We start from the raw sequence: 26863 nt of genomic DNA, 5'->3' as shown, positions 1-26863 counted from the left end.
CTGATGGTTCAAACTTACTCGGCCGCCACCAACCCCGCCATCTCGCGATTCTTCATCAGCTTGTAGACGATCGAATCCATTAGCGCCTGAAACGAGGCATCGATGATGTTTTCCGAGACCCCGACGGTCCACCAGCGCGCGCCGGTCGAGTCATGCGATTCGATGAGCACGCGGGTAATGGCCTCGGTGCCGCCATTGAGGATGCGCACCTTAAAGTCGGCAAGTTCGAGATCCGCGATCTCGTTCTGGTATCTGCCGAGATCCTTGCGGAGCGCAATGTCGAGCGCGTTGACGGGACCATGGCCCTCGGCCACCGACATCTTCTCCTCGCCCTCGACCAGCACCTTGACCACCGCTTCCGACACCGTCTTCAACTGCCCATTGGCATCGAAGCGGCGTTCGATCATGCAGCGGAACGAGGTGACGTGGAAGAATTCCGGCAGGCCGTGCAGCATCTTGCGCGCCAGGAGTTCGAAGGAGGCGTCGGCGCCCTCGTACGCATAGCCCGAGGCCTCGCGCTCCTTGACCACCGATATCAGGGCGTCGAGCCGATGGTCCTCCTTCGGCACATCGATGCCGCGCCGCTTCAACTCGGCGAGGAAATTGGCCTTGCCGCCCTGGTCGGAGACCATGACGCGGCGGCGGTTGCCCACGGCTTGCGGTTCCACATGCTCATAGGTCGCCGGCTCCTTGGCCAGCGCCGAAGCGTGGATACCCGCCTTGGTGGCAAAGGCGGACGAGCCGACATAGGGCGCCTGCGCTTCCGGGGCGCGGTTCAACAATTCGTCGAAGGCGCGCGACAGGCGCGAAATTCCGGTCAGTGCTTCGGGTGAAATTCCCGTCTCGAAGCGGTCGGCGAAAGCCGGCTTCAGCGCCAGTGTGGGTACGATCGAGATCAGATTGGCGTTGCCGCAACGTTCGCCGATGCCATTCAGCGTGCCCTGGATCTGGCGCACGCCGGCCTCGACTGCGGCAAGGGAATTGGCCACCGCCTGGCCGGTGTCGTCATGGGCATGAATGCCGAGATGCTTGCCCAGAATGCCCGCGGCGATGACCTTCTTGACGATTGCCCGGACTTCCGAGGGCTGCGTGCCGCCATTCGTGTCGCAAAGCACCACCCAGCGCGCGCCGGCATCGTAGGCCGTTTTCGCACAAGCGAGCGCATAGTCCGGATTGGCCTTGAAGCCGTCGAAGAAATGCTCGCAATCGACCATCGCTTCCTTGTCCGAAGCGACCGACGCCTCGACGGAAACTTTTATGGAGTCGAGGTTCTCCTCGTTGGTGCAACCGAGCGCCACGCGAACATGGTAGTCCCAGCTCTTGGCGACGAAGCAGATGGCGTCCGATTTCGATTGGACAAGCGCCGCCAGCCCCGGATCGTTAGAGGCTGAGACCCCAGCCCGCTTGGTCATGCCGAACGCAACGAATTTTGCGCGTGCCGTGCGCTTCTGCTGGAAGAATGCAGTGTCGGTCGGATTGGCGCCGGGATAACCACCTTCGACATAGTCGAAGCCGAACTCGTCGAGCAGTTTGGCAATCGCGATCTTGTCCTCGACCGAAAAGTCGATGCCCGGCGTCTGCTGGCCGTCGCGGAGCGTGGTGTCGAAGAGATAGAGGCGCTCGCGGTTCATCGTCATTTGCCCGCAAACTTGTCCGTCGCGCGGATCAGCCGGTCGAGAATGCCGGGCTCCGAATAGGCATGACCGGCGCCTTCGATCAGATGAAAGTCCGCCTTCGGCCACGCCTTGTGCAGCGCCCAGGCGTAGCGCGCCGGGCACGGCATGTCGTAGCGGCCGTGGACGATGGTGCCGGGGATGTCCTTGAGCTTCCCGGCATCGCGCAGCAACTGTCCCTCCTCGAGCCAGCCGGCATGGACGAAGTAGTGGTTTTCGATGCGGGCGAAGGCTACCGCATAGTCGTCCTCGCCAAACGGACCGCTCGTTTCGGGTTCAGGAAGCAGGGTGATCGTCTCGCCTTCCCACAGGCTCCACGCGCGGGCGGCCTCGATCCGCGCCTTTCGGTCGGACCCGACCAGCCGCTTGCGGTAGGCGGCCATCATGTCGCCGCGCTCGGCCTGCGGGATCGGTGCCAGGAAACGCTCCCATTTGTCGGGGAACATCTCCGAGACGCCGAATTGATAATACCATTCGAGCTCGGCGCGGGTCAGCGTGTAGATGCCGCGCACCACCAGTTCGCTGGCTCGATCAGGGTGTGTCTCTGCATAGGCGAGCGCCAGCGTCGAGCCCCAGGAACCGCCGAACACCAGCCAATCTTCGAAGCCGGCCATTTCGCGCAGTCGCTCGATGTCGGCAACGAGATGCCATGTCGTGTTGGCCTCCAGCGAAGCGTTCGGCGTCGATTTTCCGCAGCCGCGCTGATCGAACAGGATGACATCGTAAAGGTTGGGGTCAAACAGGCGCCGGTGTTTTGGCGAGATGGTGCCGCCCGGTCCACCATGCAGGAACACGGCCGGCTTGGCGCCCTTGGTGCCCGACCGCTCCCAATAGACCATATGGCCGTCGCCGACATCGAGCATCCCCGAGTCGAACGGTTCGATTTCCGGGTAGAGGGTGCGCAAGCTCATATTTTCAGACCCTGTTGCGGCCAGTTGGCCGTGTTCGTGATCGGGGTGTTGGAAGGAGATGATCTGCTCCTGCCGCGCGTAATAATCGGGATCCTGGTGGACAGGTTGGTCGAAGATCGTCTCGACCCAAGGCAGCCGTGCCGCATAGTTGACCTGGATCCTCGGCGCCAGATCCGAGCGGTCGTCGAAGGCGCCGATGGCGATCTCGAGCCCGCCTGGCTGCCGATAGGTCAGCGGCGTGCCGCAACGGGCGCAGAAGCCGCGATCGATGTTGACCGAAGATTGGAAATAACTTGGTTCTTCATGGGTCCATTCGACGCCATCCTTGGGTACCGTCACAAGCGCGCCGAAGAAGGAGCCGAACTGTTTCTGGCACATGCGACAATGGCAGATGGATGCGCGTCCCAGCACCCCCTTGATGCGGAAGCGCACGGCGCCGCATTGGCAGCCGCCGGTTCGGACAGTTTCGGTCATGGTCTTTCCTCCGGCGGCCATTGGTCGGTGTCGTGGTCGGGATGCTGATAGGAGATGAGTTCGGCGAGATAAGGAGCGGAGCCGATATCCGCCATCGTGTCCTCGCCCGGCAATCGCGGAATGGAATCCACATAGGGCAGTTTCGCTTCCGTGCCCCACTGGATGGTCGGCGCGATGCCAGCCGGATCATCGAAGGCGGCGATCGCCAGAGCCATGCCGTCGGGCGCCTCGAAGGTCAGCGGCGTGCCGCATTCGGCGCAGAAGCCGCGCCATACGGCATTGGAGGAACGGAACCGCTTCGGTTCGCCGCGCGTCCAGTTGACCTTGGCGCCGCGCACCGAAACCAGCGGCAGGTAGAAATTGCCGCTGGCCTTCTGGCACATGCGGCAGTGGCAGACCGAGGCGTCGCCGAGCGCACCTTCGAGGCGGAAGCGCACCGCACCGCACTGGCAGCCGCCTGTGTAGACCGGCCGGTTGTCGAGGCTCATCGGTTTTCACTCCGGATCATGGCAGACCGCCTCGACATTGTTGCCGTCGGGGTCGAGGACGAAAGCGCCGTAATAGTTGGGGTGATAGTGCGGGCGCAGGCCCGGTCCGCCATTGTCCTTGCCGCCGGCTGCAAGGGCGGCGGCATGGAAGGCGTCGACCTCGGCGCGGTTGCGCGCGGTGAAGGCGACGTGCTGATGATCTCGGGGCTTTTCCCCGGCCGCGCTCAACCAGAACACCGGCCGGTCGCGGCCATAGCCGCCGACCTTGGCGCCGCCGGTGTATTCCTGCGGCACCATATAAAGCAACGAGCCACCCAGCGGCGCCATCGCCCTGTCATAGAAGGCCTTGGAGGCATCGAAATCGGAAACCGTGATGCCGAGATGGTCGATCATGGAACGAGCTCCTCCGTTGCTGGTTCCGGCACGTTGGCCATGCCGGCCGAGTTGACGATGTGCTGGCAGACATTGTCGATATCGCGGATCACGTCGTCGTTCCAGAAGCGCAGAATGGTCCAGCCGAGTGCTTCGAGCCTCGCTGTTCTTGCAGCATCCGATTCCGAGACTGAGACTTGGGCATGCTGAGAACCGTCCAATTCGACCACCAGCTTTTTGTTCGGAAAGGCGAAATCGACGATGCAGCCGGCGATTGGCATCTGACGTCTGAAAGCCAATCCCATGAGACGAAGGGCCCTGATCTCTTTCAAGAGCTTTAGCTCGGCTTCGGTCATTGACTTGCGCATCTTGCGCGTGTTGCCGCGATTGAAGGGAGATACCCGATGATGGGTCATCGCGAGCCCCCTCTCTGCCCTGCCGGGCATCTCCCCCTCATGGGGTAGATCAGCAGCTTTGCCGGTCGCGCACAATCTGTGACATTGGCGATTGGCGAAAGCCCAAATGCCGGCCAATCTCCCCCCATGAGGGGGAGATGCCCGGCAGGGCAGAGGGGGGGTGCCTGGCGCCACCCTCACCGCTTTACCTCCCACGTCGTCACGCGTTCTCCGGTGGCCGGATCCTTGCCGTCTTTCAACTGCACGCCTTGCGACAGGAGTTCGTCGCGGATGCGGTCGGCCTCGGCCCAGTTCTTGGCGGCGATGAACTGCAGGCGCCTGGCGATGGTTCCCGCAATCGCGGCCTCGTCGACCTTGGCCGCGCCGACGTCGAAACCGAGGAATGCGAGCGAGGTTTTCAAGGAAGCCGCAGCGCCATTCTCGCCAGCGCCGCTGAAGTCGGTCGCCTCGCCGGCAAGCTCGGTCAGTTGCTGGAAGGCCGCGTATGTCGCAAGATCATCCGACAGCGCCTCCACGACCTCCGCCGGCACCTGGCCTCCCGCAGCCGGCGCCAGGTCCGACGCCCGTTTCCATTTGCGAAGCGTATTCTCCGCCTCCTCAAGCTTGCGCACGGAAAAATCGATCGGCTCGCGGTAGTGCGTCATCAGCATAGCCAACCGCAGCACCTCGCCAGGCCATTTGCGGCCGCCGAAGGTCTCGGTCTCGAGCAACTCATGGATCGAATAGAAATTGCCGAGGCTCTTCGACATTTTCTGGCCCTCGACCTGCAGGAAGCCATTGTGCATCCACACATTGGCCATGACATCGGTCCCGTGGGCGCAGCGCGACTGGGCGATCTCGTTCTCATGGTGCGGGAAGATCAGATCGAGGCCGCCGCCATGGATGTCGAAGACCTCGCCGAGATAGGCGGCCGACATGGCCGAGCATTCGATATGCCAGCCGGGGCGGCCCCTGCCCCATGGACTTTGCCAACCGGGCTCTTCCGGCGATGACAGTTTCCACAGCACGAAATCGCCGGGGTTCTTCTTGTGGGCGTCGACGGCGATGCGGGCACCGGCCTGCTGCTCGTCGAGATTGCGCCTCGACAATTGACCATAGTCCGGCATCGACGCCGTATCGAACAGAACTTCGCCTGCCGCGACATAGGCATGGCCGCGTCCGATCAGGCTTTTGATCAAGGTGATCATATCAGCCTTGCCGTCGGCGCGGGGTTCGACGAATTCGGTGGCGCGCGGTTCGACCGTCGGCTCAATGCAGCCAAGCGTGGCGACATCCCTGTGGAACTGGCCGGCCGTTTTTTCGGTCACCCGTCGGATCGCTTCATTGAGCGAAAGGGTTCCCGAAGCGATCTCGCCGCCGAAATCGCGGAGCGCCCGCGCGTTAATCTTGTCGTCGACGTCGGTGATGTTGCGCACATAGGTGACGTGCGTCTCGCCGTAGAGATGGCGCAGTAAGCGAAACAGCACGTCGAACACGATCACCGGCCTGGCGTTGCCGATATGGGCGAAGTCGTAAACGGTCGGGCCGCAGACATACATGCGCACGTCAAGCGGATCGATCGGCACGAAACCCTCTTTCATGCGCGTCAGCGTGTTGTAGAGGCGCAGGCCCTTTGATGCGTCAGACATTCCATGCTTCCCGTTCAGAACTTCTTGTCTGGATGGAGCCAGCCCAGCGCCGAGGCGCCAATCAGGTTCCAGCCTGCTGGCCGGGGCGTTTGTCCAATCTGGGGAAGATGAGGCGAAAACGTCCGGACCAGCGCGAGGCTAGCCAATAATGCAAATGCCACAAATGGCGATAGACGTTTTCATCGGCGGCTTTATCGCCCTGAGCAGTGTTGCCGTCAAGTCGCTGATCCCGGGAAAAAGGTAGCGAGGGCTAGCAAAAGCATCGCCCGATCAGACGGAATCAGTCAGTGAAACATTTTATTAAACATGTCGGCACAGTCATGAAACATTCGCCGGCTAGATCACCACGCGTCACGATTTGGTCGGAATCAACCAGCAAACGCAGACACGGAAACGTTACCAGGGAAGAGAAACATGCCTCGAAGCAAGCAGGAAGCCAACCGCGCCAAGCAACCGGCGCTGGCCAACCACTATCGCGCGATCGGCCCGGCCGCCATCGTCGCCGCCCTTCTCCACACCGCGAAGAAGAACAAGCCGGCGCAGAAGATCGTATCGCCCCGCGCCGCCTGAAATGACGCGGCTGGCGCAATCGCCGGCGATGGGCGCGCGAACAGGCGTCCTGAACATAGACCTAGATAGGTTTCGCTAGAGCAGCGTCATCTGACTGTCGTCCGCGCCAGGTTTCTGGCGCCTCACCTTCTCGAGTTCCGGCCCGATTTCGCCCCTCTCTTGAATCTCTGGTCCGGTGTTGGCAACCTTGTTGACGAGGTCGGAGACAGGAATCGCCTCGAAGAAATCGGACCGCGCCGGCCGCAGCAAATTGACGACATCGCGCGGTTCGAGCGTGCGGCAATCCAGCCAACGGGCAAAGTCAGAAATATCGACCACCACCGGCATGCGGTCATGGACATGGGCGATATCGGCGTTGGCGTTGACGGTCAGGATAACGCCGGTATCCATCTCCGAGCCACCGGGCTCGGAATAGGTTTCGATAAGGCCTGCAAAGGCGATCAACCCGCCATGCCTGGGCCGGATCCAATAGGGTTGTCCCTTCTTGCCTCCGGTCTGCCGCCATTCGTAAAAACCGGATGCCGGCACCAGCGCGCGGCGATGGCGCATGGCGGCCTTGAACGAGGCCTTCTCGATCGCACCCTCGGAGCGCGCGTTGAACAGCAGCGGAAACTCCCTGGTGTCCTTCACCCAAGCTGGAATCAGGCCCCAGCGCACCAGCATCGGTTGCCTGTCCGGCAGATTGGAGCCGGGGGCTCGAGGCACGCCAGCGGTCACCATCAGGACCGGCTGTGTCGGTGCGATGTTGTAGCGTGCCGGGAAATCCTCCAGTTCCGCAAGGCCCAGCGAGGCAGCGGTCTGCTCCGGCGTGGCGGTCAAGGCAAAACGTCCGCACATGATCGATTGTGTCTTTCGAATAGCTCGGTGTTGAAAGTGGCGATCGAACCGGCGTTGCGCAACCGCTAAAGCTTGCCCATGCTGTCGATCCACAAAAGACCTGTCTCGAATGAGTTGATCAGGGATCGATGAACACAGCACGCAAGGTACTTCCGGCCGTCTCGGTAGCCGTCGTGCGCGGCGACACCGTACTCTTGGTCAAGCGGGCGCGTCCGCCCTCGCAAGGGCTCTACGCCTTTCCCGGTGGTAAGGTCGAAGCCGGTGAGACGCTGGAGGACGCGGCACGGCGTGAACTGATGGAAGAGACCGGTTTGCTCGCCGACGGCTTTCGCCCGCTTCGGGAAATCCACATCGACGGCAGGCTAGACAGCCACCCGGTCGATTATCTCCTCACGGTCTTCGGCGCCGCCTATGCCGGTGGCGAGGCCGAGGCCAGCGACGACGCCGAGACAGCCGCCTTCTATACACTCAAGGAGATGACGCTGCTGCCGCTCGCCGGCTCGGTGTTCGCGGTGGCCGAGGAACTCCTCGGTCCCGTTCAAGCCCGCTGACGCAGCACTGAAAAACCGCCTTGCAGGCGACAAATTGTTTCGTCACAAGGTTTATGTTGTCTCGCCAGCCACGACGTCTCAGGCCATCAGGCAGACCACAAGGCCTAAGCCGTCGGGTAGAGAAGGTTTATGAACCGTCCGTCAATGCTCCTTGCCATTTGCCTTGCCGTCAGCGCGGTCGTCCCGGCGCGGACTGCCTTCAGCGCCGAGTCGCCGTTCGAGCCGGGGCTGATGCGATTGGCGGAAGTTCTTGGGTCGCTGCATTTCCTGCGCAATCTGTGCGGGGAGAAGGGCGACCAGTGGCGTGGTGAGATGGAAAAACTGCTCGATTCGGAAAACCCGGACCCAGAGCGCCGCGCCCGCTTCATCGCCAGCTTCAATCGCGGCTACCGTTCTTTCGGCGGCACTTACACCCAGTGCACCGCTTCGGCCACTGAAGCCATCAGCCGTTACATGAAAGAAGGCGAGACGCTGTCGCGCGATATCGCCTCGCGGTATGGCAACTGAGCATTCATCAACAGATATCAGGCCCGTCGCCAGGGATCTCGATATATCCGGCTTGTGCCCGCCTTACCTTGGTGCAATTCTGATGTTGCACTTTTGCAACAGCGTTAATCAAACGTTATCGCGCGAATGCGCAATTAACTCAAACTGAAGGTTTTCGCCCCGCAGGCCAGCCTAATCGGCTAAGTTCGATCCGGGTTGAAACGCAGCTTCGCCAAATACAGTTGGTCCCTGTAAATAGTGATCAAAAAAATGTCGTATTTACAGTTACTTACTTGCAGCTGCGTATGAATGGAACAGATCAAGCCTGATCCACACTGATGGGTTGCCGCTTGGAAGGGTGGACATCGCTTATGGAACATGCTGCCAACGACATCGACGCGCTGGTCAGGGAAGAGAAGCGCCTGACGGCGGTTGAGAGCCACAGCGAAGCCTGGGCGGAAGGCCTCTCGGCCGGCATCGAGCCTGAAATTATCGCCGAGGCGGCCCTTGAGACGGCATTCGGTGAAATGTTGCGCGCCAACGGCGAAACCTCGGCCCTTGCCCTGCTCGACCGCATGCGCGAGAAGGTGATCGCAGGCGCCTTCGAACCTGAGCGGCTGCGGCACTGAACCGATATCAGGTTCTCTGACGATCGAATGCCGTTCGGGCGTCATGCCCGGAAGTAGGGAGATACGGGCAGTGAATTTTCCGGTGTCAGGCAAGCCGAAGGGCTTGGTCCTCTACATCCGCCTCGCTGCTTGCTGTGCCGCGGTTGCCTTCACGACTTGCCTGGCTAGCAGTCCGGCCCATGCACTGAGCGAGATTAAACGCGAAGAGCTCCCCGCGCCAGCCACACCGTCGGACGACGATGTTTCGCCGCCCGGAAGCGCGATTCCCATGCCTGACCCGGTGGGAACGCCGCCTTCGGCCAGCCAGCCGGCCGGTCCCGACGCCGCTGAGCCGGACAGCCCATCGGATGGCGGCAGTAACAGGCCGCGCGTCGATCCCGAGGCGCCTCCGCCGGAAGTCGTCTATGATCTTGGCAAGCTGCCCGAGCCCGTGCGGCGCATGCATGACCTGATCATCGAGGCCTGCAAGAGCGGCGACATCGAGAAGCTCAGGCCCTTGATCGGCAAGGGCGATAGCATGACCCAGCTGTCGCTGGCCGACATCGAAGGCGACGCCATCACCTTCCTCAAGGGGATGTCCGGCGACCCTGACGGTCAGGAGATCCTGGCCATTCTGGAGGAGGTGCTTTCCGCAGGCTACGTCCATGTGGATGCGGGCACGCCACAGGACCTCTATGTCTGGCCGTATTTCTTCGCGCTGCCGCTGGACAAACTCGACTCCAAGCAACGGGTCGAGCTGTTCAAGATCGTCACCGCCGGCGATTTCGACGACATGAAGCAGTTCGGAGCCTACATCTTCTATCGCGTCGGCATCACGCCAGCCGGGCAGTGGACCTTTTTCGTCGCCGGCGACTGAAGGTGCCCTGCCTGGTTTGCGCCAGGATGCGAACAGCATCGTAGACGATGTTGCTATTTGAGCGGGTCGGCAGGTTTTGTACTGATGGCGGCATCCGGCCAAATGCGAATGCTTTCGTTTCGAAGAATCGAAATAGCACCGCTAGCCTTATCAGCGTCCATCTGCAGAATCTCGGCTGCGTAACTCAACTCTTCTCCATCCCGAAGCTTGTTGACCACCCACGCAACCTTGCGTTGGATATCCTGTCCATATGCAGTCTGGGCTTTCGCTAAGGCGTCACTCGGGATCTGCCCATAGGCACCGACCAACATTCCGAGATCAATAGCGTCGCGATAGCCGACAGCACGGTCTTGGCATCGGTCGGCATTCGCCAATAACTTCTCGGCGAACATGTCCGAGAGAAGCAAAGAAGGTACATTTAGATCGTCATCGAAATGACCTTGCAACGAGATGCGGGCTTCACGAACAATTTCGAACTTGATCAATTGCCCCTTCAACCGCACCACGGTCCTCAAGCCATACTGATCAATACGAAAATCTCGCATGGCCTCAACTGGTTCAGGAAAGAATGCCCTCACCCCGCGTTCGACTGCTGACGTTCGCAATTGCCGATACCCGTCGGCATCCGCGCATAGGAAATCGACATCCAACGACCGACGATACTCGCCCAGTTTCAACACTATCGCTGTCCCGCCACCGAACCAGCATTGGGCCGCGGTCAGGAAATCGCGGTCCATAAGCGCGAGGGCTTCAGAGATAATCCTGTGCTCAGGCTTTCTGACTTCCTTCATGGCCTTCGCTCGCGACGTGTCCGGTTTAATGTTGCAGATACGAGGCGAAAAACAGCACGGGAGGACAATTCAGCCGGCAGTCAGAAGGATACCGTGACCGAATTCCCTGGCGAGATTCTGGATAAGCAATTTCTCGCGCGTCGTAAGCCGTGTCTGATCGACAAAGCGCCAATTGCGCTCGTACAACGCAAATGCTTCGTTGGCCGGGATCAGTCGCGCGACATCGCGATTCCACAAGAGCGCTTGCAGCTCTGGAAACTCGGCGGGGTCAATCATAGGTGCGACATGTGTCTGCATTATGCCTTGAACATAGTGCGGAACGCTTAAAAATCAAAGACGTGACGCACAGCCACAGGTGGCTAACCCGGCAACGCCTCGGAAAACTCCACCGCCGTGCCCTGGCCTGGCGTCGCGATTTCACCGTCCCACATAATGCGCTGACCGCGAATGACCGTGCCGACCGGCCAGCCAGTGACCTGCTTGCCGTCATAGGGGGTCCAACCGGCTTTCGAGCCGGCTTGCGCGTTGGTGATGATCTCGCGCCGCTTCATGTCGACAATGGTGAAGTCGGCGTCATAGCCGGCGGCGATGCGGCCTTTTCTGGCCATGCCGAAGATGCGCTGCGGGCCATGGCTGGAGAGATCGACGAAGCGCTGCAGGGTCAGCCGGCCGGCGTTGACATGGTCGAGCATGATCGGCACCAGCGTCTGCACGCCGGTCATGCCCGAGGGCGAGGCCGGATAGGGTTTTGCCTTCTCGGCCAGCGTGTGCGGCGCGTGGTCGGAGCCGAGCACGTCGACGATGCCTTGCGCCATGCCATGCCAGACGACGTCGCGATGGCGTTTGTCCCGCACCGGCGGGTTCATCTGGATCAGCGTGCCAAGCCGCGCATAGTCGTCGGCGCTCAGCGTCAGATGGTGCGGCGTGACTTCACAGGTCGCAACATCCTTGTGCTGTTCGAGGAACAAGATCTCCTCGGCGGTCGAGATGTGCAGGACATGGATGCGGGCACGAACGTCGCGCGCGATGCGCACCAGCCGCTCGGTGCAGCGCAAAGCCGCGATCTCATCACGCCAGACCGGATGCGATGACGGATCGCCCTCGATGCGCTCGCCAACGCGCTCGCGCAGCCGGAACTCGTCTTCCGAATGAAAAGCGGCGCGGCGGCGCGTGTTTCGCAGGATGGAGGCGACGCCTTCATCATCCTCGACCAACAGGTCACCGGTGGACGACCCCATGAAGACCTTTATTCCCGCGGCCCCCGGCAAACGTTCGAGCTCGCCGACGTCCCTGGCGTTGTCGCGGGTACCGCCAACCCAGAAGGCGAAGTCGCAATGCATGCGGCCGCTGCCGCGCCGGACCTTGTCGGCAAGCGTTGCCTCGCTGGTAGTCAGCGGATTGGTGTTGGGCATTTCGAACACGGCGGTGACACCGCCCAGCACCGCGGCCCGCGATCCCGTTTCCAGGTCTTCCTTGTGTTCCAGTCCCGGCTCACGGAAATGCACCTGGCTGTCGACGACACCGGGCAGGATATGCAGGCCCCGGCAGTCGATCGTCTCGCCAGCCGATGCTTGGCGCAGATCGCCGATCGCGGCGATGCGCCCGCCCCTCACACCAATGTCGCGCAGTCCTTCGCCGTCATGATTGACCACTGTGCCGCCTGTCAGGATGAGGTCGTAGGTCATGGTGATGCTCTCTTGCGGGGGGAGTGTCAGCGGCTTACGTAATGGCCAACCGTTTTGCAAGATCAGGCTTTTAATCCGCCCCATGCCCTTTGCCCTGCTGAAAGATCGCGCGCTCATCACCGTCTCCGGCCCGGATGCCGAGCATTTTCTGCAGAACATCCTGACTACCGATCTCGATACGCTTGGCAATGGCGAGGCAAAGCCGGGCGCGCTTTTGACGCCGCAAGGCAAGATCCTGTTCGACTTCCTGATCTCGCGGGCAGGCGAAAACGCCTTTCGCATCGAATGCCGTGCCGACATTTCAGACGATTTCATTCGCCGGCTGATGCTCTACAAACTTCGCGCCAAGGTTGAGATTGCCAAGTTGGGGCAGGCAGTTGTCACAGTTGCCTGGGGAAAAGAGTCAATCGCCTCAGAAAGCGATTCAACCGCGCTTGCCGACAGGCGCTTTGGCGACGAAGGCGTCACGCGCTTCGATGCCGGCGCCCCAGACGCTGGCGACATTGGCGCGTGGCAGGCCTTCCGCATTGGCCACGGCGTCGCCGAGAGCGGGGCGGATTATGCACTTGGCGATGCGTTCCCGCATGACGTTCTGCTCGACGAAATGGGCGGTGTCGGTTTCAAGAAGGGCTGCTATGTCGGCCAAGAGGTCGTCTCGCGCATGCAGCATCGAGGCACCGCCCGGCGGCGCGTGCTGATTGTCGAGGCTGGGCTTCCCCTGCCCGCTGCGGGTGCCGAGCTAACTGTCGGTGGGCGGCCGGTCGGCACGCTCGGCTCGAGTGCTACCGTGACAGGGCTCGCCATCGCCCGCATCGACAGGGTGAAGGCGGCGCTTGATGCCGGCCAGCCGATCCTGGCGGGTGACATACCGGTGACGCTCACCATCCCCAGTTGGGCCAAATTCGGCTTTCCGCAAGAAACGCCCGGCGTGGAGGAAGCCTAATGGCGGCGGACCGCGCCGGTGCGCCGCCACGGGCCTGGCAGCGTATGCTGTCCGGCCGCCGGCTCGACCTGCTCGACCCTTCGCCGCTCGATATCGAGATCTCGGACATCGCCCATGGGCTTGCCCGCGTCGCCCGCTGGAACGGCCAGACCAGCGGCGAGCACGCTTTTTCGGTTGCCCAGCATTCACTGCTGGTCGAGGCACTGTTCAACGAGCTGGCGCCCCGGGCTTCGGCCGACGACCAATTGGCTGCGCTGCTGCACGATGCGCCCGAATATGTCATCGGCGACATGATCTCGCCATTCAAGTCGGTGATGGGCGGCAGCTACAGGGACTGCGAAGTGCGCCTGCAGCGCGCCATCCATCTGCGCTTCTCGCTGCCGCCGGAACCGGCTGCCATCCTGCGCAAGGAGATCAAGCGCGCCGACCAGATCGCCGCCTATTTCGAGGCGACGCTGCTTGCCGGGTTTTCGACCGCCGAGGCGACCGAGTTCTTCGGCCGGCCGCGCGGTTTTTCCGCCGAGCGCTTCGACTTCGCGCCACGCTCGGTGACCTCAGCGCAGAATGCGTTCCTGAAGCGGTTTTCGGAGATCGAGAAGTCGCGGCATCACGTTCCGACATCCGCGCTTGGGTAGAAAACGCTAAATTAACCGGAAGCGTCAACAGTGTGGTGTTCGATCAAGCATCGCAGGGGCGCCTCATGCCCGTCTTGGATGTCAAAGGTGGTTCGGTCGTCCCGGAACGGGCGGCCGGAGGCATGGAACATCAGCGCCGCATGCAAGATGAGCTGCGCGAGCAGAACGAACGCTTTTCAGCTGCTGTCGAAAACATGTCGCATGGCCTGTGCATGTTCGATGCCGACGAACGCATGATCATCTGCAACGGCAACTATCTCAACATCTTCCGCCTCGACGCCAAAGTGGTACGGCCGGGCATCTGCTTCGTCGACATCCTGCGGCACAGCGTCGATATCGGCGTTGCCTCGCAAAGCGCCGAAGAACTCTACGCCATCCGCAAGCCCTATATCGACCAGGCAAAACCTTCGACTTATGAAGAGACTCTGTCGGATGGCCGCATCATCAACATCTCGCACCGTCCGTTGGCCCTGGGTGGATGGGTCTCGATCTACGAGGACATAACCGAACAACGGCGCGCCGAGCAGGATCTCAAGGAGCAGCATCGCCGTTTCGACGCGGCACTCGCCAACATGTCGCAAGGCCTGCTGATGTACGACGCCGACGGCAAGATGATTGTGCGCAACAGACGTTTTCTGGAGCTCTATAACGTCTCCGCGGAGGACTTCCCGCTTGGAACGACGCACCGCAACGCGCTCGAACGATTGCTGGAACTCGGCATCTACATGAAGATCGACGTCGACAGCGAAGTCGCCAAAACCGAAGCCTGTCTGGCGGCGGCAAAGACGCATTCGGCCTACCGGCATCTGACCGACGGCAGGACGGTTCTGGTCACACGCAGGCCGATGAGCGGCGGCGGCTGGGTGGTGACTTTCGACGACGTGACCGAGCGCCGCCGGACCGAAGAGCGCATGACCCATCTTGCGCATCACGACACGCTGACCGGACTGCCCAACCGCTCGATGTTTCGCGAACGGCTGGATCTTGCGCTGGAGGACGCGGCAGCCAAGCCGTTGGCGATCTTCTCGCTCGATCTCGACCGCTTCAAGGCGGTCAACGACACCTGGGGACACCCCGCGGGCGACTGGCTGCTGAGAAGCGTCGCCGAGAGGCTGCGGCATTGCGTCCGCAACGAAACAGACATCGTCGCCCGCTTCGGCGGCGACGAATTCGTCGTCATGCAGTTCCATTTCAAGGGCATTGGCGATACCGAAAAACTGGCGAAGCGCATCGTCGACGCAATCGCAAAACCATTTAGAGACAAGAGCCGGGACATGCATGTCGGCATTAGCATGGGCATTGCCGTTTTCCCCGGCGACGGCAAGGACGCCGACACGCTGCTGAAAAACGCGGATACGGCGCTCTACCGGGCGAAGAGCGAAGGACGCAACCTCTATCGCTTCTTCGAGCCCGGAATGGATGCTGTCGTGCAGGCCCGCAGGGCGCTTGAAGTAGACCTCGAGGCAGCACTGCCGCGCCAGGAGTTCGATCTGCATTTCCAGCCCATCATGAACATCGCTTCCGGCGAGATCACCGGCGCGGAAGCCTTGATGCGCTGGCATTCGCCAGGGCGTGGCACTGTCGCGCCGGACGATTTCATTCCGGTCGCCGAAGAGACCGGGCTGATCGTGCCGCTCGGCGAGTGGGCGCTGAGGAAAGCCTGCGCAGAGGCCGCAAGCTGGCCACCCGGCTTGCGTATTGCGGTCAATGTCTCGGCCGTGCAGCTCAAAAGCAACGGGTTTGCCCGCGGCGTGATCTCGGCGCTGGCATTTTCCGGCGTTCCGGCTGGACGGCTGGAGCTGGAGATCACCGAAACCGTGCTGATGGACGAAAGCAGGGCCGTGCTGAAAACGCTGCGCCAGTTGCGTGAGCTCGGCATCCGCATCGCCCTGGACGATTTCGGCACCGGCTATTCCTCGCTCGGCTACCTCAGGCGTTTTCCGGTCGACAAGATCAAGATCGACCGATCATTCATTCGCGACATGGGCAACCGCGACACGGCGGCGATCGTTCGGACCATCATCGGGTTGGGTGCCGAGCTTGGCATCGTCGTCACGGCCGAAGGCGTCGAGACCGAGGCGCAACTCGACATGCTGCGCGACAATGGCTGTATCGAGGCGCAAGGCTATTTGATCGGCGTGCCGTCGAAGCCGGCCGACATCCAGCGCCTGCTGAAGTCGCGTGCGACACGCAGTCAGACCGGCTGATGGCGTCAGCGCAAGGTCAGCGCAGCGTTTCCAGGTATTTCTCATGGAAGCTGACATAGCCGGGCTCGACCACCTTGAGATGCCGCTCGATCAGCGCATGAAACAGCGGCAATTGGTGAAACGGAATGCCGGGATAGGCATGATGCTCGGCATGGAACGGCATGTTCCAGGCTAGCTTGCGCACCGCCCAGCTGGTCAGCGTCGTCCTGGTGTTTTCCAGCATGTTGGCCACGAACGGACAACGGCCGTGCTCGGCCAGCAGATAGAGGCGCAGGAATGGCTGTCCGAGCAGAGCGGGAACGATCCAGACATAGAAAAGCACGGTGAGCCGGAAATACACGGCGAGCAGAATGAGGACAGCGTAGAAGGCAATCATGGCGCGCGCCTCGGTCCGCACCTTGCGTCGGCCTTTCGGCGGTACATAGTTCTCCTGACTACCGCCAATCGCATTGGCGTAGAGTGTCTTGAGATGGCCCCACCACACCGGAAGCCCCGAGACGTGGACAATGTATTGCCGCAGGGTCTCGGGCTTCGGGAAGGCAAGCTCGGGGTCGTTTTCGGGATCCTGCGTGTACCGGTGGTGGGCGAAATGGAAGTAGCGGAACCAATCGGCCGGCAGCGCGATCGCCAGGCTGCACAGCCGCGCCACGCCGTCGTTCAGCCACTGTGTTTCGAAAGCCGTCCGGTGCGCCGTCTCGTGCAGCAGCGTGAACAGGAAGACGATCAGGATGCCTTGCGGCAGCATCAGCAACGGCCAGAATGGGACCTCGGCCGCGATCAACGATCCAATGAAGATAATCGCACCCAAGTGAGCGCAAAGCTGGACCATGCCCGCAACATCGGACTTGGCCGTCAGGCGGTTGCGCTCTTCCGGTGTTAATGACGCAATGATGTCGCGATGGTCCATTGGCTTCGATCCAGGCTGAAGATTGATGAAGCCATTCTAGTCGACGAAAAAGCTTTCCAGAAACGACGATTCCTGCGATTTGGATAAGCTTACCTTAGCTATCAGCGATCATGGTCACATCCCCATCCCTGAAAGGACTTCAGGCTTTCGAGGCCGCGGCGCGCACCGGCAGCTTTGCCGCGGCGGCGGAAGAGCTTTCGGTTTCGGCCGCCGCCGTCAGCCAGCTTATCCGCACCGTGGAGGAGCAGATGGGGCGCAAGCTGTTTCATCGGGTCAACCGCCGCGTTGTCCTCACCGAGGCCGGCGTGGAAATGCTGCCTCGGCTGACGGTGGCCTTCCAGGAGATCGGCAGTGTCTCGCGCGAACTGGGCGCCGATGCATTCCGCCCGCGCCTGGTGGTGTCGGTGCCGCCATCCATGGCCATGGGCTGGCTCTCGCGCCGCCTCGCCGGCTTTGTCGCAAGCCACGGCGCCGCTGACATATCGCTCCGGGGCGATGACGACCCGGTGTCGTTCGACCGCGAGTTGATCGACATCAGGCTTTCCTATGGTCCGCATTATCGCGAGCACCCGACCGAGGAGATCGCCCGGGACGCCGTCTATCCCGTCTGCGCGCCAGGGCTTGCCGGCATCACCAAGGCGGGTGGCGAGCCGCTCGCCGGGCTGCCGCTCATCCACACCGACTGGGGGCCGACAGGCGCATCGTTTCCGTCCTGGCCCAACTGGTTCGAGGCCGCGGGTGCTCACCCTGGCCGAGCGGCACGGCGCGGCCTTTCGGCCAATTCGTCGCGCGCGGCCCTAGACCTCGCCATTTCGGGGTTGGGCGTGGCGCTGGCGCAAGGGATTTATTGTGCCGAAGCGGTGGAGGATGGCAGGCTGGTCCGGCCGGCCGTCGGCGCGATTGCATTGCGTCAGCCCTATTGCCTGACGGTTCCAGAGCGAAGCGCAAGGCGCGATGTCGTGGCCGCGTTCCGCGATTGGCTGGTCAACGAATGCCAGCACGCGGTTGGCTCGCCGGCGCTGCGCTAAACCGGGAGGGTGATGGTCAGAGGTGCCCGCTCAAGGCCGCCACCATATCCTTGCTAGTCGCCACGGGCACGATCTCGAACTCGACCAGATCAGCCCATTCGATGACCCAGCGCTGCAGCGACGTAACGTCATCGCTCTCCACCAGCAGGAAACAGCGGCTCATATCAGCCGCGATCCAGCTGTGATGCACGACAAGCTCCTCCGGCTTCAGCCGGCCGCGGTCGCGGAACCGGCGGTAGATTTCCTTGCGGTCGCTGCCGGTGAAATCCTCGATGACGATGAACTGCATATTCCCCTCGGATGAATTACCGCCCAGGCCTGTCGAGCCGCTCCAGGAACCACTGCGTCAGCCGCACCCAGACCTCGTCCTTCTCGCCGGAATCCTCCCAGCCGTGATCGAGGTTTGGATTGTCGTTGACCTCGATGACGAAGACACCGTCCTTGGTCTCCTTGAGGTCGACGCCGTAGAGGCCGTCGCCGATGCAACGCGCCGCCTTGACGGCGGTCTCGACGACATGGGCCGGCGTCTCCTTCAGCGTGAAGGTCTTGATGCCGCCCTGGTCGGGCTTGCCATTGGCCTTGTGGTTGACGATCTGCCAATGTTTCTTGGCCATCAGATAGTGCACGGCAAACAGCGGCTGGCCACCGAGCACGCCGACACGCCAGTCATATTCGGTCGGGATGAATTTCTGCGCGATGAGAAGGTCGGATTCCTCCAGCCATTCGGTCGCGAGCCGCGTCAGCTCCTCCAGGTTCTCGCATTTCTTGACGCCGCGAGAAAAGGACGAATCCGGGATCTTCAACACGAGAGGAAAACCCAGCGTCTGTGCGGCCAGTTCGAGGTCAGAGGTGCCGGCGATCATCACCGTCGGCGGCACCGGCACCTTGTTGGAGGCCATCAGTTCGTTGAGATAGACCTTGTTGGTGCAGCGGATCATGGACAGCGGGTCGTCGATGACCGGCATGCCTTCCTGCTGGGCGCGGCGAGCGAAGCGGTAAGTGTGGTTGGAGATCGAGGTGGTCTCGCGGATGAACAGTGCATCGTAATTCGCGAGCTTGGCCAGATCCTTTCTGGTGATCGGCTCGATTTCGACCCCCATCTTTTCGGCGATCTTGGCCCAGTAGCGCAGCGAAGAGATTTCCGAGGGCGGCAATTCCTCATGCGGATCGACCAACGTGGCGAAGGTGTAACGCGCCGGCGTGCGGCCCTTGGTGTCGCGCCACTCGCGGTTGGTGTAGGTCTCCAGGCACTGGATGAAGCTTTTTTCCTCGTCCTCCGTCATCCGAGCCAGGGGGTGGAAGCCGATCTTGCGGATCGAAGCCCATTCGGCGCTGTCCTTGATATGGACTTCGAGCGCCGGCGCCCGGAACCAGTCGAACAACAGCTTGGCGAAACGGTCCCAGACCTTGGACGGGCCGATGCCGAAGAAGATGCAGACCTTCGCCGGAAATACGCCGCCGAGATCCTTGCGGCATTTGTTGAGCGCCAGTTCCAGTTCCGGCAAGGCGTGCTCGTAGAGCTTGCGCTCCGACAGGTCGATCATCGTCTCGACCGTCGGGATGACCTTGTGGCCGCGCGAACTCGCCAGCAGCGAGGCATAGTAGCCACGGCTCTGATAGCCGTAGTTGTTCGACAGGTTGATGACCTTAGGCCGTTGACCGCGAAACAGCGAGGGATGCGCGAGATAGTCGCGATTGGTGATGATCTTGTGCGGCGTCGCCACCTGGTCGAGATCGCCCTGCCTGCCGGTAAGAATGACCCAGGTCATTATCTCTTTCCCAAAGTGATGGCGGCACGCAGTCCGTCGCGGCCGAACTGCGCCATGTTCATGAAGATGCCGTAAGGCACGGGAATGTTGGCGGCATCAAGGATGGTTTCCTGCCTTTCATCCTCGACCCACGGATCGTGGATCAGAATATGATCGCCATCATCGCCGATGGCCAGCACCCAGTGCGGCACCTTCTTGCCGAACATCAGGAAGCCGCTGATCAGCACCAGCACCAGTTTGCCCCCGGCGAGAGCCGCCCTGATATCGTCGATGGTGAATGGACGGTAATTCACCGGGATGCCGTAAAGTTCCGCGCGGCGGCGAAAGTCGACCTGTGCCAGTTCCATGACCCGGCGCTTGTCCTCGCTGCGCACCGACTGCAGGAACAATGCGCCGTAGAACGAAACGTAAATCTCCGCCGCAAGCCCGCTTTCGTAGCCCGAGACAGCCAGGCCGAATGGTTCGCAGCCGCCCGGTCCTGACATCATGAAGACGGTCGTCGCCTCGCGCCAGAGTCGGATTTCCATCACGGGGTCGGGCACGAAGCCACGATCGAAATTGGCCATGGCCATCATCAGGCAGCATGGGCCGCAGGTGAACTCGCAGGTCTGCTGATAGAATGGCACCCTGGTGGCGACCGGAAGGTCGCCGCGCAGGGTTTTTTCATAGCGCAGTGCCGTCGCGCCGTCCTCGTAGTACCCGGGCTCGCGGCCAATCTTGCGGTAGCCGGCCTGTTCATAGATGCTGATGGCACGGCCATTGTCCTCGCGCACTTCGAGACGCAGCATCATGCGGTCGTGTTCGAAGGCTGTCTCTTCGGCCGCAGCCAGCAATTGACGACCTATGCCGAGCCCGCCGAAAAACGGTCCAACGGCGATCGAATAGAGCCGTGCCACCCCACTGCCCTTGCGAAACAGCACGATCGCATAACCGCCGACGCGGCCATCGATTTCGGCGACCAGCGTCTCGGCGGTCTCGCGCTCGATGAACAGGCGGAAGGAGCGGCGGGAAATGCGGTCGCTCGAGAATACAGCTTTCTCGATGGCGGCGAGGTCATCGACGTCAGACGCGCGGGCCGTGCGGATCTCGGCAGGCATGCGGCTTGAGAAAACCTCGATTGCGTTGCGGCAACGGCCCCGGTCGAAAAGCGTCGCAGACACCGGCCGAAGCGCCGGTATTCACCAAGCGCTATCGCTCCTTGATTAGGGCCGAATTGTGACAGCTTCCGCGACGGCAGGGAAGCCGGCAAGCTTTGAACGGAACCGCTGTTTTCATGCCAGCCGACCGCGCAAGATCGCAGCCGGCTCAGCTGGACAGACCGGCCAGAAGCTGGCCATACGCGCTCTTGGCCACGGCCGCCAACTGCTCGCGCGGCAGCGAACCAACGACGGCACAGCCATAGCCCTTATCTAGCCAGTAGACGGCCTGCGGACCGTCCTGCGCCGAAGCATAGGTGCCCTTGGCATTCTCGGTCGATTCCGCCGTCACGAAGAGGGATATGCGCTCGCCCTTATCGTCTTCGTAGAGCAGCATCGCGGCCTTGCTTTCCCCCGCCGGCAACAACCGGCCGCCAACCAGCTGAAAGCCGTTCGCGCTCAGGTCCGGTGCCACCAGTTTCAGGCCGACCCGGTTGGAGAGCCAAGTCTGCAGATGATCCTTGTCGCTGGCCGGCACTTCCACCGCGTGCCGCTTCTCGGCGGCATAGATGACATGGGCGGCGATCGCCTGTTCGGCGAGCTGATCCTCCGCCGGATCCTCCTGCCCGATCCCTCCGATACCCGCAAAGTAGCCGCCAAATCCGCCCGTGGCGAGAAGGACGGCCGCGGCGGCGGCAAGCCACCAGCGTGAGCGTGGCGCAGCAAGCTTAACAGGCGCTTCACCGAGGACCACCTTGCGCAAGCGCACTGGCACCACCTCGTCCAGCACGCCGGCAAAGGCCGAGCGCAACGCCTCCCGGTCGGCGGTGAAGCGGGCGCTCCTGGCCTTCATCTCGGGATTGGCGTCGAGCCAGGCATCGTAGGCGGCGCGCTCATCGGCCGGCAGTTCGCCGTCGAGCGCCATATGGATGTCCCGTTCGGAAAAATCGCGGCGGATCATTTCTCGACGATCCTTATGGCGCGGCGGCGCGCTGTGTCTTCCAGCAGCCCGCGCAATTCCTCACGCCCCCGCGCGATGCGCGACATCAGCGTGCCGGCGGGAACGCCCAGAATGTTGGCAGCCTCGGCATAGGAAAAGCCTTCTATGGCAACCATGACAATGGCCGCGCGGCGATCGGGGCTGAGCGCCTGCAACGCGTCCATGATCTCGCGCGAAGCGATGCCATCCAACTGTTCGGGCGGCTGGGCAACCGCCTCGCCCGCCTCCAGCGGCAGCATCGCCGCTTCGCCGCGGCGGTTCACCTTGCGCATCTGGTCGATGAACAAATGATGCATGATCGTAAACAGCCACCTCCTGGGGCTTTCTCCCGTCTGCCAGTTGTCGAGCCGCAACAGCGCACGCTCGAGGCAGTCCTGAACGAGGTCGTCGGCAGCATCACGGCCGCGCAGAAGCGAGCGTGCGTAGCGGCGCAGGCGCGGTATTTCGCCAAGGATTGCTGCCTTTTTTTCGTCCATGACCGCTGGTTCTGAGGTCGCCCTTGTTGATCCCGATAGAACGCGCCTTCCCGGCACGGCGCAAGCAGCCAGCGCGAAGCGGTCCACCGCTCCGGTCACCCAAGCACTGAGATAACGCCGGCGGATGGCGGTTTATTCCCGCACAGCGTTGAATTCCGGCTATTATTGTTCGCCGGCCAGCAATTTCTCCTTTGCCGCCCGCGTCAGCAGCCGCTGGTAGAACAGACCGATGCCGATCAGAACGGCGCCGAGCCCGATGAAGGAAAGCGCCCTGAGCACCCCTTCCAGTTCCGACATGTCGAACAGGAAGACCTTCAGGACGGCCACCGCGATCAGCGCGGCGGAGGCGATGCGCAGCACCTGCGATTTCAGCCAGACGCCAGCCGTGAGCAGCGCCACGCCGATAACCAGCCAGAGCGCCGAATAGGTATAGGTCTCCAACTGCCCAAGGCCGCTCCACATGCCGATGAACTCGCCCTTGAACAGGCGCCTGACCGAAAGCGTGGCATAGGCGAAGGCAAGCAGCGCCGCCATCAGCGCCAGCATGGCCGAATACCATTTCGGCCGCTTGCCCCTGCTATAGAGCGCCAGACCACCGGCGGCGACGGCCGGCAGGAGATAGGCGAGGAACAAGAGGTTGAAGACCGGGATCCGGCCGGTCGATTCGTCAGTGAACAACGGATTGAGCACCAGGAAATGCTGGATGACGATGAAGGCGGCCGAAAGCACGCCCACCGCCATCGAACCATAACGCAGCACCGAGCTTGGCGAGCGCCTGTCGATGGCGATCAGGATGGCGCCGGCACCGATGGCGATCAGCGTGTAGATCGCCTGTTCGGCGAGCGTCGGCGCATCGCTGTTGATGGCGCCGCCATGCATTGCGTGACGCACCAGCATGGCGAGCGTCAGCAGCGCAAACAGTGCCGCCGCCGCTTCCATGGCCAGGCGTGGACGGCCATCGGTGGTTCGGGCGAGTTGCCAGGCCGCGAAGCCGAAGGCGAGCGCCGGCACGCCGTAGCCCGGCAGCAACCAGTTGAAGACCGGTGTCGTCGACAGGAATTCGGCGCCGACGATCGTCGGATCGAAGGCGGCGCGGCCAAGCACCACGATGACAGCGGCGACCGAAATCCAGCCGAGCACAGGATAGAAGCGCCAGCGCGTGGCGAGCGCCGGCACGATCGCGGCGGCACCAAGCAGGCTGGTGGTCCAACCGGAATCAAAAGCCATATGCAGCATCAGGAGGCCGGCGACTGCCGCGCCGCCCAAAACAAACGACACTGCGGCTCCGCCCTTGAGCGACGGTTCCTCAGCCCGCGCGATCCACTCGCCGCCGGCGGCGAAGGCCAGGACCAGCAGGGCCGCGACGGCGGCATAGACAAAGTCGCGGTCGAGATTGCCGAAGGTGAACCAGAGCGCCAGCAGGATGACCAGCGGCACGATGACACCCCATGCAGCCCAAGAGGCTGCTCGGATCTGCGCCGTGGCGACGAAGCGGCGCGCGGCCCACAAACCAGCGGCGACGAAAACCAGACCGAGGCCAATACCGATACGCAAGCTTAGCGCGTTGGCGCTGGCCACGGGGGCTCCATCAACACCCAAAGCGCCGCCCGAAAAGTCGGAAGCGATAGACGTTGGCGGGATGATGCCGAGATAGATAAGCACCGTCACCAGTCCAGCGGCGTAAAGTAGTGGCAGCGCCAGTGGGCGGTAGAGGGCGACCGCTACCATCACGATAAGCAGCACCGCGCCCGGCAAAGCATCACCGGCAGCGGCGAAGACCGGGTCAACCGAGAGGCCAAGCGCCGAGAAGGCGACGAACAGTCCAGGCACGATGGAGGGCCAGTCGAAAGTCCCTGCTTGTCCGGTCTGGCCGCCACGACTGCTCAGCCAGACAAGGGCGAGCACAGCCAGCGTCACGGCGTCGATGAGCAAGATGGCGGAGAGGTTCGCGCCCGGTGCGTCGGTCATGTAGAGGATGGTCCAGACGCCTGTGCCGAAAAAAGCGGCCGCCATCAGCGCATTCCAGTCGCGCATGCGGGCGATTACGCCAGTGGCGGCGAGCACGATGGCGAGATAGCCGAACAACGCCCACGGATTGGGCGCCTGCGAAGCGATCAGCACCGGCGTCACCATGGCGCCGACGAGACCGATGCCGGCCAGCGCCTGGCCATGGACGAGAGCGGCGGCGATGGTGGCAATGCCGATCGCACCGAGCAGCGTAAAGGCAAGCGCCGGGCCGATAAAACCGTAAACGCCATGGGCGGCATAGACGGTGCCGAACAGGATGAAGGCGCCGGCCGCGGTCAGGATCGCCGGAATATAGGCGCCCGCAATACCTTGCACCGGTACCTTGAAGCCGGTGCGGCGAATGAACTCGCCGCCGGCGACCAGCACCAACCCGAGCACCGCCGCCATGGTGAGCCGCACGCCGGGCCCGAAAATGCCGGCCTCGATGGTGTAGCGGATCAGAAACAAGCCGCCCAGAGCCAGCGCAATGCCGCCGACCCAGACCGCCCAACGCGTGCCGAGCGCGGTCTCGACGTCGGACTGGCGAGCGGCTTTGGCGACCGCGGCCGGCGCGACCTCTGGCGTTTTCGGTGTGATCTCGGGCGCGCTCCAAGGGCCGGGCACACTCTCTCCTGCCGGAATTTCCGACTCCGTGGCCTGTAGTGCGGGTGCCGGCTCGCCGATTGCTGCCGGGGCGATGTCGGCAGGCGCGGCCACCGGAGCCGTGTCGGCCGTGCCCTGCGCCACTTCCAGTTCCGATGGCTTGACCGTGGGCGATACCGCGCCCGAAAGCACGAGGCTGCGCAGTGCGCCAAGCTCGCGCTCGATCAGGCCGATGCGGCCCTGCTGACGCGAAATGATGACGAACAAGGCAATGATGGCGACGAGGCCGATCAGGCTCTCAAACATGGCGGTTCCCCCAAACCAGGCCAGTTTTCACTGACGCTTCATCTCACTGACATTCAATTACGGCGGCTAAACGGCTGAAAATTCAACGTGCCGCCAGATTGGCGGCTGGAAATATCGAACATGTCTCGGTACCGAAAGCCAGCAGCTTGCCGTCGGCATCCTTCAGCGTCGCTTCCGAAACGGCAAGCGTGCGGCCTTTGTGAACCACCTTGCCTTCGCAGACAACCTCACCGGTCCTGGGCGTGATCGGCCGCGTTAAGTCACCTTGAACTCTGCAGTCGTGTAAGCCTCGCCGTTCTCTAGCAGGGTCCGCACCCCGCAAGCCAACGCTGAATCGAGCAGCGTCGCCGCCCAGCCGCCGTGAACGCCGCCCAGCGGGTTGAGGTGGCGTTCATTCGGCCGCCGCGGAACACGGCGCGACCTTCCGATACCTCGGTCAACGCGAGCTGAGCCGGAGGGAGATCGGGGGGCCGGGTATTTGCCGTCGACGATTCGCTGCGGCAATTCCAGGCCGGGGTATTTCAGGACGTCGGCATGAGGAATGGTGCCGAGGCCGAGCGGCGGCCCGGATAGAGTTCGACTTCGCTCACCGGATGATTTCCCTGGCCGCGCTCTCTCCGGCGATGGGCCTCTGCGTTGCGTGGTGCTTGCGCAGTGCGGCCAGAAAGCCGGCGCGCGCGTCGGGCTGATCGATGCCGCGCGGCTCGTAGACGTGGCGGGTGAAGAAGAAGCCGGTCAGGCGGAAGGCGTCCGCGATCGCCGCCTGATTGGCGCGCTGGCCGGAGCCACGCTGCAGGAAGGCGGGCAGCACCAGCATCTTGTCGTGCCATGGCGCCCCGGCTTCACGCGACACCGCGCGCCCGGACTTAGGCGAGACATAGGCCAGATCCTGCCTTGTGCCGGTGGCGGCGCATTGGCTGAGATCGAGGCCAAAGCCGAGTTCATCGAGAATCAGAAGCTCGAAACGCGCCACCAGTTCGCCGGCGGCATCCGCGTCGTCGAGGTGCACGATCATCACCGAAAGCGCCTCGTAGAGGCCGCCATGGGCATCGCGCTCGGGCAGCAGGCGCAGATGCGCCGCCATCGTCTGCAGGCCGTAGACGGCAATGGCACTGTCCATCAGCCGGGCGGCGTTCATCTCGATCGCTTCGGCCTGGAAGGTGCCCAGGTGCTCGTCAAGGCGCGCGCGCCACAAGAGATCGACACGATTGCCTGGCTGGAGAACGGGCTGCTGCTTGCGGGAGCGGCCGCCGCGCACGAGGCCGAGATGGCGGCCATGGGCGCGCGTCATCACCTCGAGAATGGCGCTGGTTTCGCCATGCCTGCGGGTGCCGAGAATGATTCCCTCGTCGCGCCATTCCATACTAGAAGCTTTTCACCGAACGGGTGGCGAAATCAAGGTATGGGTCTGGCGCCTGTGCCGGCTCTCGCAACGAGGCAAAAAAGCCGCCCGCAGCGATGTGCCGCGGGCGGTTGCCG

The 26863-nt window shown here is 62.5% G+C and carries 28 protein-coding genes and 1 pseudogene; 9 read left to right on the top strand and 20 right to left on the bottom strand.

Going from position 1 to position 26863, the window contains the following annotated elements; translation table 11 throughout:
- Window positions 1-14: 14 nt before the first annotated feature.
- The 7 genes and pseudogenes from cimA to cysS form a co-directional block, all read right to left on the bottom strand.
- Window positions 15-1637, bottom strand: a complete 1623-nt coding sequence (gene cimA, locus ACVWWD_RS17225; RefSeq protein ID WP_352546635.1) for a citramalate synthase — start codon at window positions 1635-1637, stop codon at window positions 15-17.
- Complete coding sequence (gene pip / locus ACVWWD_RS17220; RefSeq protein ID WP_031252064.1) at window positions 1634-2584, bottom strand: prolyl aminopeptidase; 951 nt, start codon at window positions 2582-2584, stop codon at window positions 1634-1636. Before pip ends, cimA begins: the two co-directional genes overlap by 4 nt.
- 210 nt (window positions 2585-2794) lie before the next feature.
- A pseudogene (locus tag ACVWWD_RS17215) lies at window positions 2795-3058 on the bottom strand (GFA family protein); the annotation flags it as partial.
- On the bottom strand, window positions 3055-3546 hold the full coding sequence (locus ACVWWD_RS17210) for a GFA family protein (protein WP_352546636.1): 492 nt from the start codon (window positions 3544-3546) through the stop codon (window positions 3055-3057). The pseudogene ACVWWD_RS17215 and the gene ACVWWD_RS17210, both read right to left, overlap by 4 nt.
- Before the next feature lie 6 nt (window positions 3547-3552).
- Complete coding sequence (locus ACVWWD_RS17205) at window positions 3553-3939, bottom strand: VOC family protein (protein WP_352546637.1); 387 nt, start codon at window positions 3937-3939, stop codon at window positions 3553-3555.
- Window positions 3936-4334 (bottom strand): endonuclease domain-containing protein, encoded by a 399-nt coding sequence (locus ACVWWD_RS17200; protein WP_352546664.1) that lies wholly within the window; start codon window positions 4332-4334, stop codon window positions 3936-3938. The genes ACVWWD_RS17205 and ACVWWD_RS17200 overlap by 4 nt, the downstream gene beginning before the upstream one ends.
- A 176-nt stretch (window positions 4335-4510) precedes the next feature.
- Window positions 4511-5962, bottom strand: a complete 1452-nt coding sequence (cysS, locus tag ACVWWD_RS17195; RefSeq protein WP_352546638.1) for a cysteine--tRNA ligase — start codon at window positions 5960-5962, stop codon at window positions 4511-4513.
- A gap of 414 nt (window positions 5963-6376) precedes the next feature.
- On the opposite strand from cysS, the gene ACVWWD_RS17190 reads away from it, so the two are divergent.
- Window positions 6377-6532: a hypothetical protein gene (locus ACVWWD_RS17190; protein WP_023771655.1), complete on the top strand. Its 156-nt coding sequence runs from the start codon at window positions 6377-6379 to the stop codon at window positions 6530-6532.
- A 75-nt stretch (window positions 6533-6607) separates the two neighbouring features.
- Here the strand turns inward: ACVWWD_RS17190 and ACVWWD_RS17185 are convergent, their stop codons facing one another.
- Window positions 6608-7369: an SOS response-associated peptidase gene (locus tag ACVWWD_RS17185; protein WP_457103210.1), complete on the bottom strand. Its 762-nt coding sequence runs from the start codon at window positions 7367-7369 to the stop codon at window positions 6608-6610.
- A 128-nt stretch (window positions 7370-7497) separates the two neighbouring features.
- Between ACVWWD_RS17185 and ACVWWD_RS17180 the strand changes: the two genes are divergently transcribed.
- From ACVWWD_RS17180 to ACVWWD_RS17165, 4 genes are all read left to right on the top strand, one after another.
- Window positions 7498-7920 (top strand): NUDIX hydrolase, encoded by a 423-nt coding sequence (locus ACVWWD_RS17180; protein WP_352546640.1) that lies wholly within the window; start codon window positions 7498-7500, stop codon window positions 7918-7920.
- Window positions 7921-8049: 129 nt separating this feature from the next.
- Window positions 8050-8427 carry a TIGR02301 family protein gene (locus tag ACVWWD_RS17175; RefSeq protein ID WP_023771652.1) on the top strand — a complete coding sequence of 126 codons (378 nt, stop codon included), beginning with the start codon at window positions 8050-8052 and terminating at the stop codon, window positions 8425-8427.
- A 350-nt stretch (window positions 8428-8777) separates the two neighbouring features.
- On the top strand, window positions 8778-9035 hold the full coding sequence (locus ACVWWD_RS17170) for a hypothetical protein (RefSeq protein WP_015318556.1): 258 nt from the start codon (window positions 8778-8780) through the stop codon (window positions 9033-9035).
- Window positions 9036-9105: 70 nt separating this feature from the next.
- The gene (locus tag ACVWWD_RS17165) at window positions 9106-9891 is read left to right on the top strand and encodes a hypothetical protein (RefSeq protein ID WP_023771651.1); all 786 of its coding nucleotides are present in this window, start codon (window positions 9106-9108) and stop codon (window positions 9889-9891) included.
- Window positions 9892-9944: 53 nt separating this feature from the next.
- On the opposite strand, the gene ACVWWD_RS17160 is transcribed toward ACVWWD_RS17165, so the two are convergent.
- From ACVWWD_RS17160 to ACVWWD_RS17150, 3 genes are all read right to left on the bottom strand, one after another.
- On the bottom strand, window positions 9945-10682 hold the full coding sequence (locus ACVWWD_RS17160) for a nucleotidyl transferase AbiEii/AbiGii toxin family protein (RefSeq protein WP_352546641.1): 738 nt from the start codon (window positions 10680-10682) through the stop codon (window positions 9945-9947).
- 69 nt (window positions 10683-10751) lie between these two features.
- On the bottom strand, window positions 10752-10958 hold the full coding sequence (locus ACVWWD_RS17155; protein WP_245273871.1) for a hypothetical protein: 207 nt from the start codon (window positions 10956-10958) through the stop codon (window positions 10752-10754).
- A gap of 83 nt (window positions 10959-11041) precedes the next feature.
- Window positions 11042-12367: a dihydroorotase gene (locus tag ACVWWD_RS17150; protein WP_435053974.1), complete on the bottom strand. Its 1326-nt coding sequence runs from the start codon at window positions 12365-12367 to the stop codon at window positions 11042-11044.
- A gap of 82 nt (window positions 12368-12449) precedes the next feature.
- On the opposite strand from ACVWWD_RS17150, the gene ygfZ reads away from it, so the two are divergent.
- The 3 genes from ygfZ to ACVWWD_RS17135 all read left to right on the top strand — a co-directional run bounded on the left by ygfZ (window position 12450) and on the right by ACVWWD_RS17135 (window position 16152).
- The gene (gene ygfZ / locus ACVWWD_RS17145) at window positions 12450-13310 is read left to right on the top strand and encodes a CAF17-like 4Fe-4S cluster assembly/insertion protein YgfZ (protein ID WP_352546642.1); all 861 of its coding nucleotides are present in this window, start codon (window positions 12450-12452) and stop codon (window positions 13308-13310) included.
- Complete coding sequence (locus ACVWWD_RS17140) at window positions 13310-13945, top strand: HD domain-containing protein (RefSeq protein ID WP_023784349.1); 636 nt, start codon at window positions 13310-13312, stop codon at window positions 13943-13945. The genes ygfZ and ACVWWD_RS17140 overlap by 1 nt, the downstream gene beginning before the upstream one ends.
- 65 nt (window positions 13946-14010) lie before the next feature.
- A complete protein-coding gene (locus ACVWWD_RS17135) occupies window positions 14011-16152 on the top strand; it encodes a putative bifunctional diguanylate cyclase/phosphodiesterase (RefSeq protein ID WP_023771646.1) in 2142 nt (713 codons plus the stop codon).
- A gap of 16 nt (window positions 16153-16168) precedes the next feature.
- On the opposite strand, the gene ACVWWD_RS17130 is transcribed toward ACVWWD_RS17135, so the two are convergent.
- Window positions 16169-17059: a fatty acid desaturase family protein gene (locus ACVWWD_RS17130; RefSeq protein WP_352546643.1), complete on the bottom strand. Its 891-nt coding sequence runs from the start codon at window positions 17057-17059 to the stop codon at window positions 16169-16171.
- A 110-nt stretch (window positions 17060-17169) separates the two neighbouring features.
- On the opposite strand from ACVWWD_RS17130, the gene ACVWWD_RS17125 reads away from it, so the two are divergent.
- Window positions 17170-18087, top strand: a complete 918-nt coding sequence (locus ACVWWD_RS17125) for a LysR substrate-binding domain-containing protein (protein WP_352546644.1) — start codon at window positions 17170-17172, stop codon at window positions 18085-18087.
- 16 nt (window positions 18088-18103) lie between these two features.
- Here the strand turns inward: ACVWWD_RS17125 and ACVWWD_RS17120 are convergent, their stop codons facing one another.
- The 8 genes from ACVWWD_RS17120 to recO form a co-directional block, all read right to left on the bottom strand.
- Window positions 18104-18376, bottom strand: coding sequence for a DUF3303 domain-containing protein (locus ACVWWD_RS17120; protein ID WP_352546645.1), 273 nt, complete (start codon window positions 18374-18376; stop codon window positions 18104-18106).
- Between the two features lie 16 nt (window positions 18377-18392).
- Window positions 18393-19856 carry a RimK family protein gene (locus ACVWWD_RS17115; RefSeq protein WP_352546646.1) on the bottom strand — a complete coding sequence of 488 codons (1464 nt, stop codon included), beginning with the start codon at window positions 19854-19856 and terminating at the stop codon, window positions 18393-18395.
- On the bottom strand, window positions 19856-20953 hold the full coding sequence (locus ACVWWD_RS17110) for a peptidase C39 family protein (protein WP_023784347.1): 1098 nt from the start codon (window positions 20951-20953) through the stop codon (window positions 19856-19858). The genes ACVWWD_RS17115 and ACVWWD_RS17110 overlap by 1 nt, the downstream gene beginning before the upstream one ends.
- 208 nt (window positions 20954-21161) lie before the next feature.
- The gene (locus tag ACVWWD_RS17105) at window positions 21162-21953 is read right to left on the bottom strand and encodes an anti-sigma factor family protein (protein WP_352546648.1); all 792 of its coding nucleotides are present in this window, start codon (window positions 21951-21953) and stop codon (window positions 21162-21164) included.
- On the bottom strand, window positions 21950-22468 hold the full coding sequence (locus ACVWWD_RS17100; protein ID WP_352546649.1) for an RNA polymerase sigma factor: 519 nt from the start codon (window positions 22466-22468) through the stop codon (window positions 21950-21952). The genes ACVWWD_RS17105 and ACVWWD_RS17100 overlap by 4 nt, the downstream gene beginning before the upstream one ends.
- Before the next feature lie 162 nt (window positions 22469-22630).
- On the bottom strand, window positions 22631-25384 hold the full coding sequence (locus tag ACVWWD_RS17095; protein WP_352546650.1) for a DUF2339 domain-containing protein: 2754 nt from the start codon (window positions 25382-25384) through the stop codon (window positions 22631-22633).
- Between the two features lie 82 nt (window positions 25385-25466).
- Window positions 25467-25592 (bottom strand): hypothetical protein, encoded by a 126-nt coding sequence (locus tag ACVWWD_RS17090; protein WP_352546651.1) that lies wholly within the window; start codon window positions 25590-25592, stop codon window positions 25467-25469.
- A gap of 378 nt (window positions 25593-25970) precedes the next feature.
- A complete protein-coding gene (gene recO / locus ACVWWD_RS17085; RefSeq protein ID WP_023771637.1) occupies window positions 25971-26747 on the bottom strand; it encodes a DNA repair protein RecO in 777 nt (258 codons plus the stop codon).
- Window positions 26748-26863: the final 116 nt, after the last annotated feature.

The sequence above is a fragment of the Mesorhizobium sp. URHB0026 genome, from assembly GCF_054059755.1.
Note: the sequence above shows the minus strand (reverse complement) of the source record. Positions and strands in the feature narration are given on the sequence as shown.

Coding starts and splice junctions, on each gene's coding strand:
- ACVWWD_RS17100 (WP_352546649.1), bottom strand. CDS start 22,468: ATGGACGAAAAAAAGGCAGCAATCCTTGGCGAAATACCGCGCCTGCGC.
- pip (WP_031252064.1), bottom strand. CDS start 2,584: ATGAGCTTGCGCACCCTCTACCCGGAAATCGAACCGTTCGACTCGGGG.
- ACVWWD_RS17115 (WP_352546646.1), bottom strand. CDS start 19,856: ATGACCTGGGTCATTCTTACCGGCAGGCAGGGCGATCTCGACCAGGTG.
- ACVWWD_RS17175 (WP_023771652.1), top strand. CDS start 8,050: ATGAACCGTCCGTCAATGCTCCTTGCCATTTGCCTTGCCGTCAGCGCG.
- ACVWWD_RS17170 (WP_015318556.1), top strand. CDS start 8,778: ATGGAACATGCTGCCAACGACATCGACGCGCTGGTCAGGGAAGAGAAG.
- cysS (WP_352546638.1), bottom strand. CDS start 5,962: ATGTCTGACGCATCAAAGGGCCTGCGCCTCTACAACACGCTGACGCGC.
- ACVWWD_RS17160 (WP_352546641.1), bottom strand. CDS start 10,682: ATGAAGGAAGTCAGAAAGCCTGAGCACAGGATTATCTCTGAAGCCCTC.
- recO (WP_023771637.1), bottom strand. CDS start 26,747: ATGGAATGGCGCGACGAGGGAATCATTCTCGGCACCCGCAGGCATGGC.
- ACVWWD_RS17205 (WP_352546637.1), bottom strand. CDS start 3,939: ATGATCGACCATCTCGGCATCACGGTTTCCGATTTCGATGCCTCCAAG.
- ACVWWD_RS17210 (WP_352546636.1), bottom strand. CDS start 3,546: ATGAGCCTCGACAACCGGCCGGTCTACACAGGCGGCTGCCAGTGCGGT.
- ACVWWD_RS17105 (WP_352546648.1), bottom strand. CDS start 21,953: ATGATCCGCCGCGATTTTTCCGAACGGGACATCCATATGGCGCTCGAC.
- ACVWWD_RS17200 (WP_352546664.1), bottom strand. CDS start 4,334: ATGACCCATCATCGGGTATCTCCCTTCAATCGCGGCAACACGCGCAAG.
- ygfZ (WP_352546642.1), top strand. CDS start 12,450: ATGCCCTTTGCCCTGCTGAAAGATCGCGCGCTCATCACCGTCTCCGGC.
- ACVWWD_RS17140 (WP_023784349.1), top strand. CDS start 13,310: ATGGCGGCGGACCGCGCCGGTGCGCCGCCACGGGCCTGGCAGCGTATG.
- ACVWWD_RS17130 (WP_352546643.1), bottom strand. CDS start 17,059: ATGGACCATCGCGACATCATTGCGTCATTAACACCGGAAGAGCGCAAC.
- ACVWWD_RS17135 (WP_023771646.1), top strand. CDS start 14,011: ATGCCCGTCTTGGATGTCAAAGGTGGTTCGGTCGTCCCGGAACGGGCG.
- ACVWWD_RS17150 (WP_435053974.1), bottom strand. CDS start 12,367: ATGACCTACGACCTCATCCTGACAGGCGGCACAGTGGTCAATCATGAC.
- ACVWWD_RS17110 (WP_023784347.1), bottom strand. CDS start 20,953: ATGCCTGCCGAGATCCGCACGGCCCGCGCGTCTGACGTCGATGACCTC.
- ACVWWD_RS17120 (WP_352546645.1), bottom strand. CDS start 18,376: ATGCAGTTCATCGTCATCGAGGATTTCACCGGCAGCGACCGCAAGGAA.
- ACVWWD_RS17190 (WP_023771655.1), top strand. CDS start 6,377: ATGCCTCGAAGCAAGCAGGAAGCCAACCGCGCCAAGCAACCGGCGCTG.
- ACVWWD_RS17095 (WP_352546650.1), bottom strand. CDS start 25,384: ATGTTTGAGAGCCTGATCGGCCTCGTCGCCATCATTGCCTTGTTCGTC.
- ACVWWD_RS17125 (WP_352546644.1), top strand. CDS start 17,170: ATGGTCACATCCCCATCCCTGAAAGGACTTCAGGCTTTCGAGGCCGCG.
- ACVWWD_RS17155 (WP_245273871.1), bottom strand. CDS start 10,958: ATGATTGACCCCGCCGAGTTTCCAGAGCTGCAAGCGCTCTTGTGGAAT.
- cimA (WP_352546635.1), bottom strand. CDS start 1,637: ATGACGATGAACCGCGAGCGCCTCTATCTCTTCGACACCACGCTCCGC.
- ACVWWD_RS17180 (WP_352546640.1), top strand. CDS start 7,498: ATGAACACAGCACGCAAGGTACTTCCGGCCGTCTCGGTAGCCGTCGTG.
- ACVWWD_RS17185 (WP_457103210.1), bottom strand. CDS start 7,369: ATGTGCGGACGTTTTGCCTTGACCGCCACGCCGGAGCAGACCGCTGCC.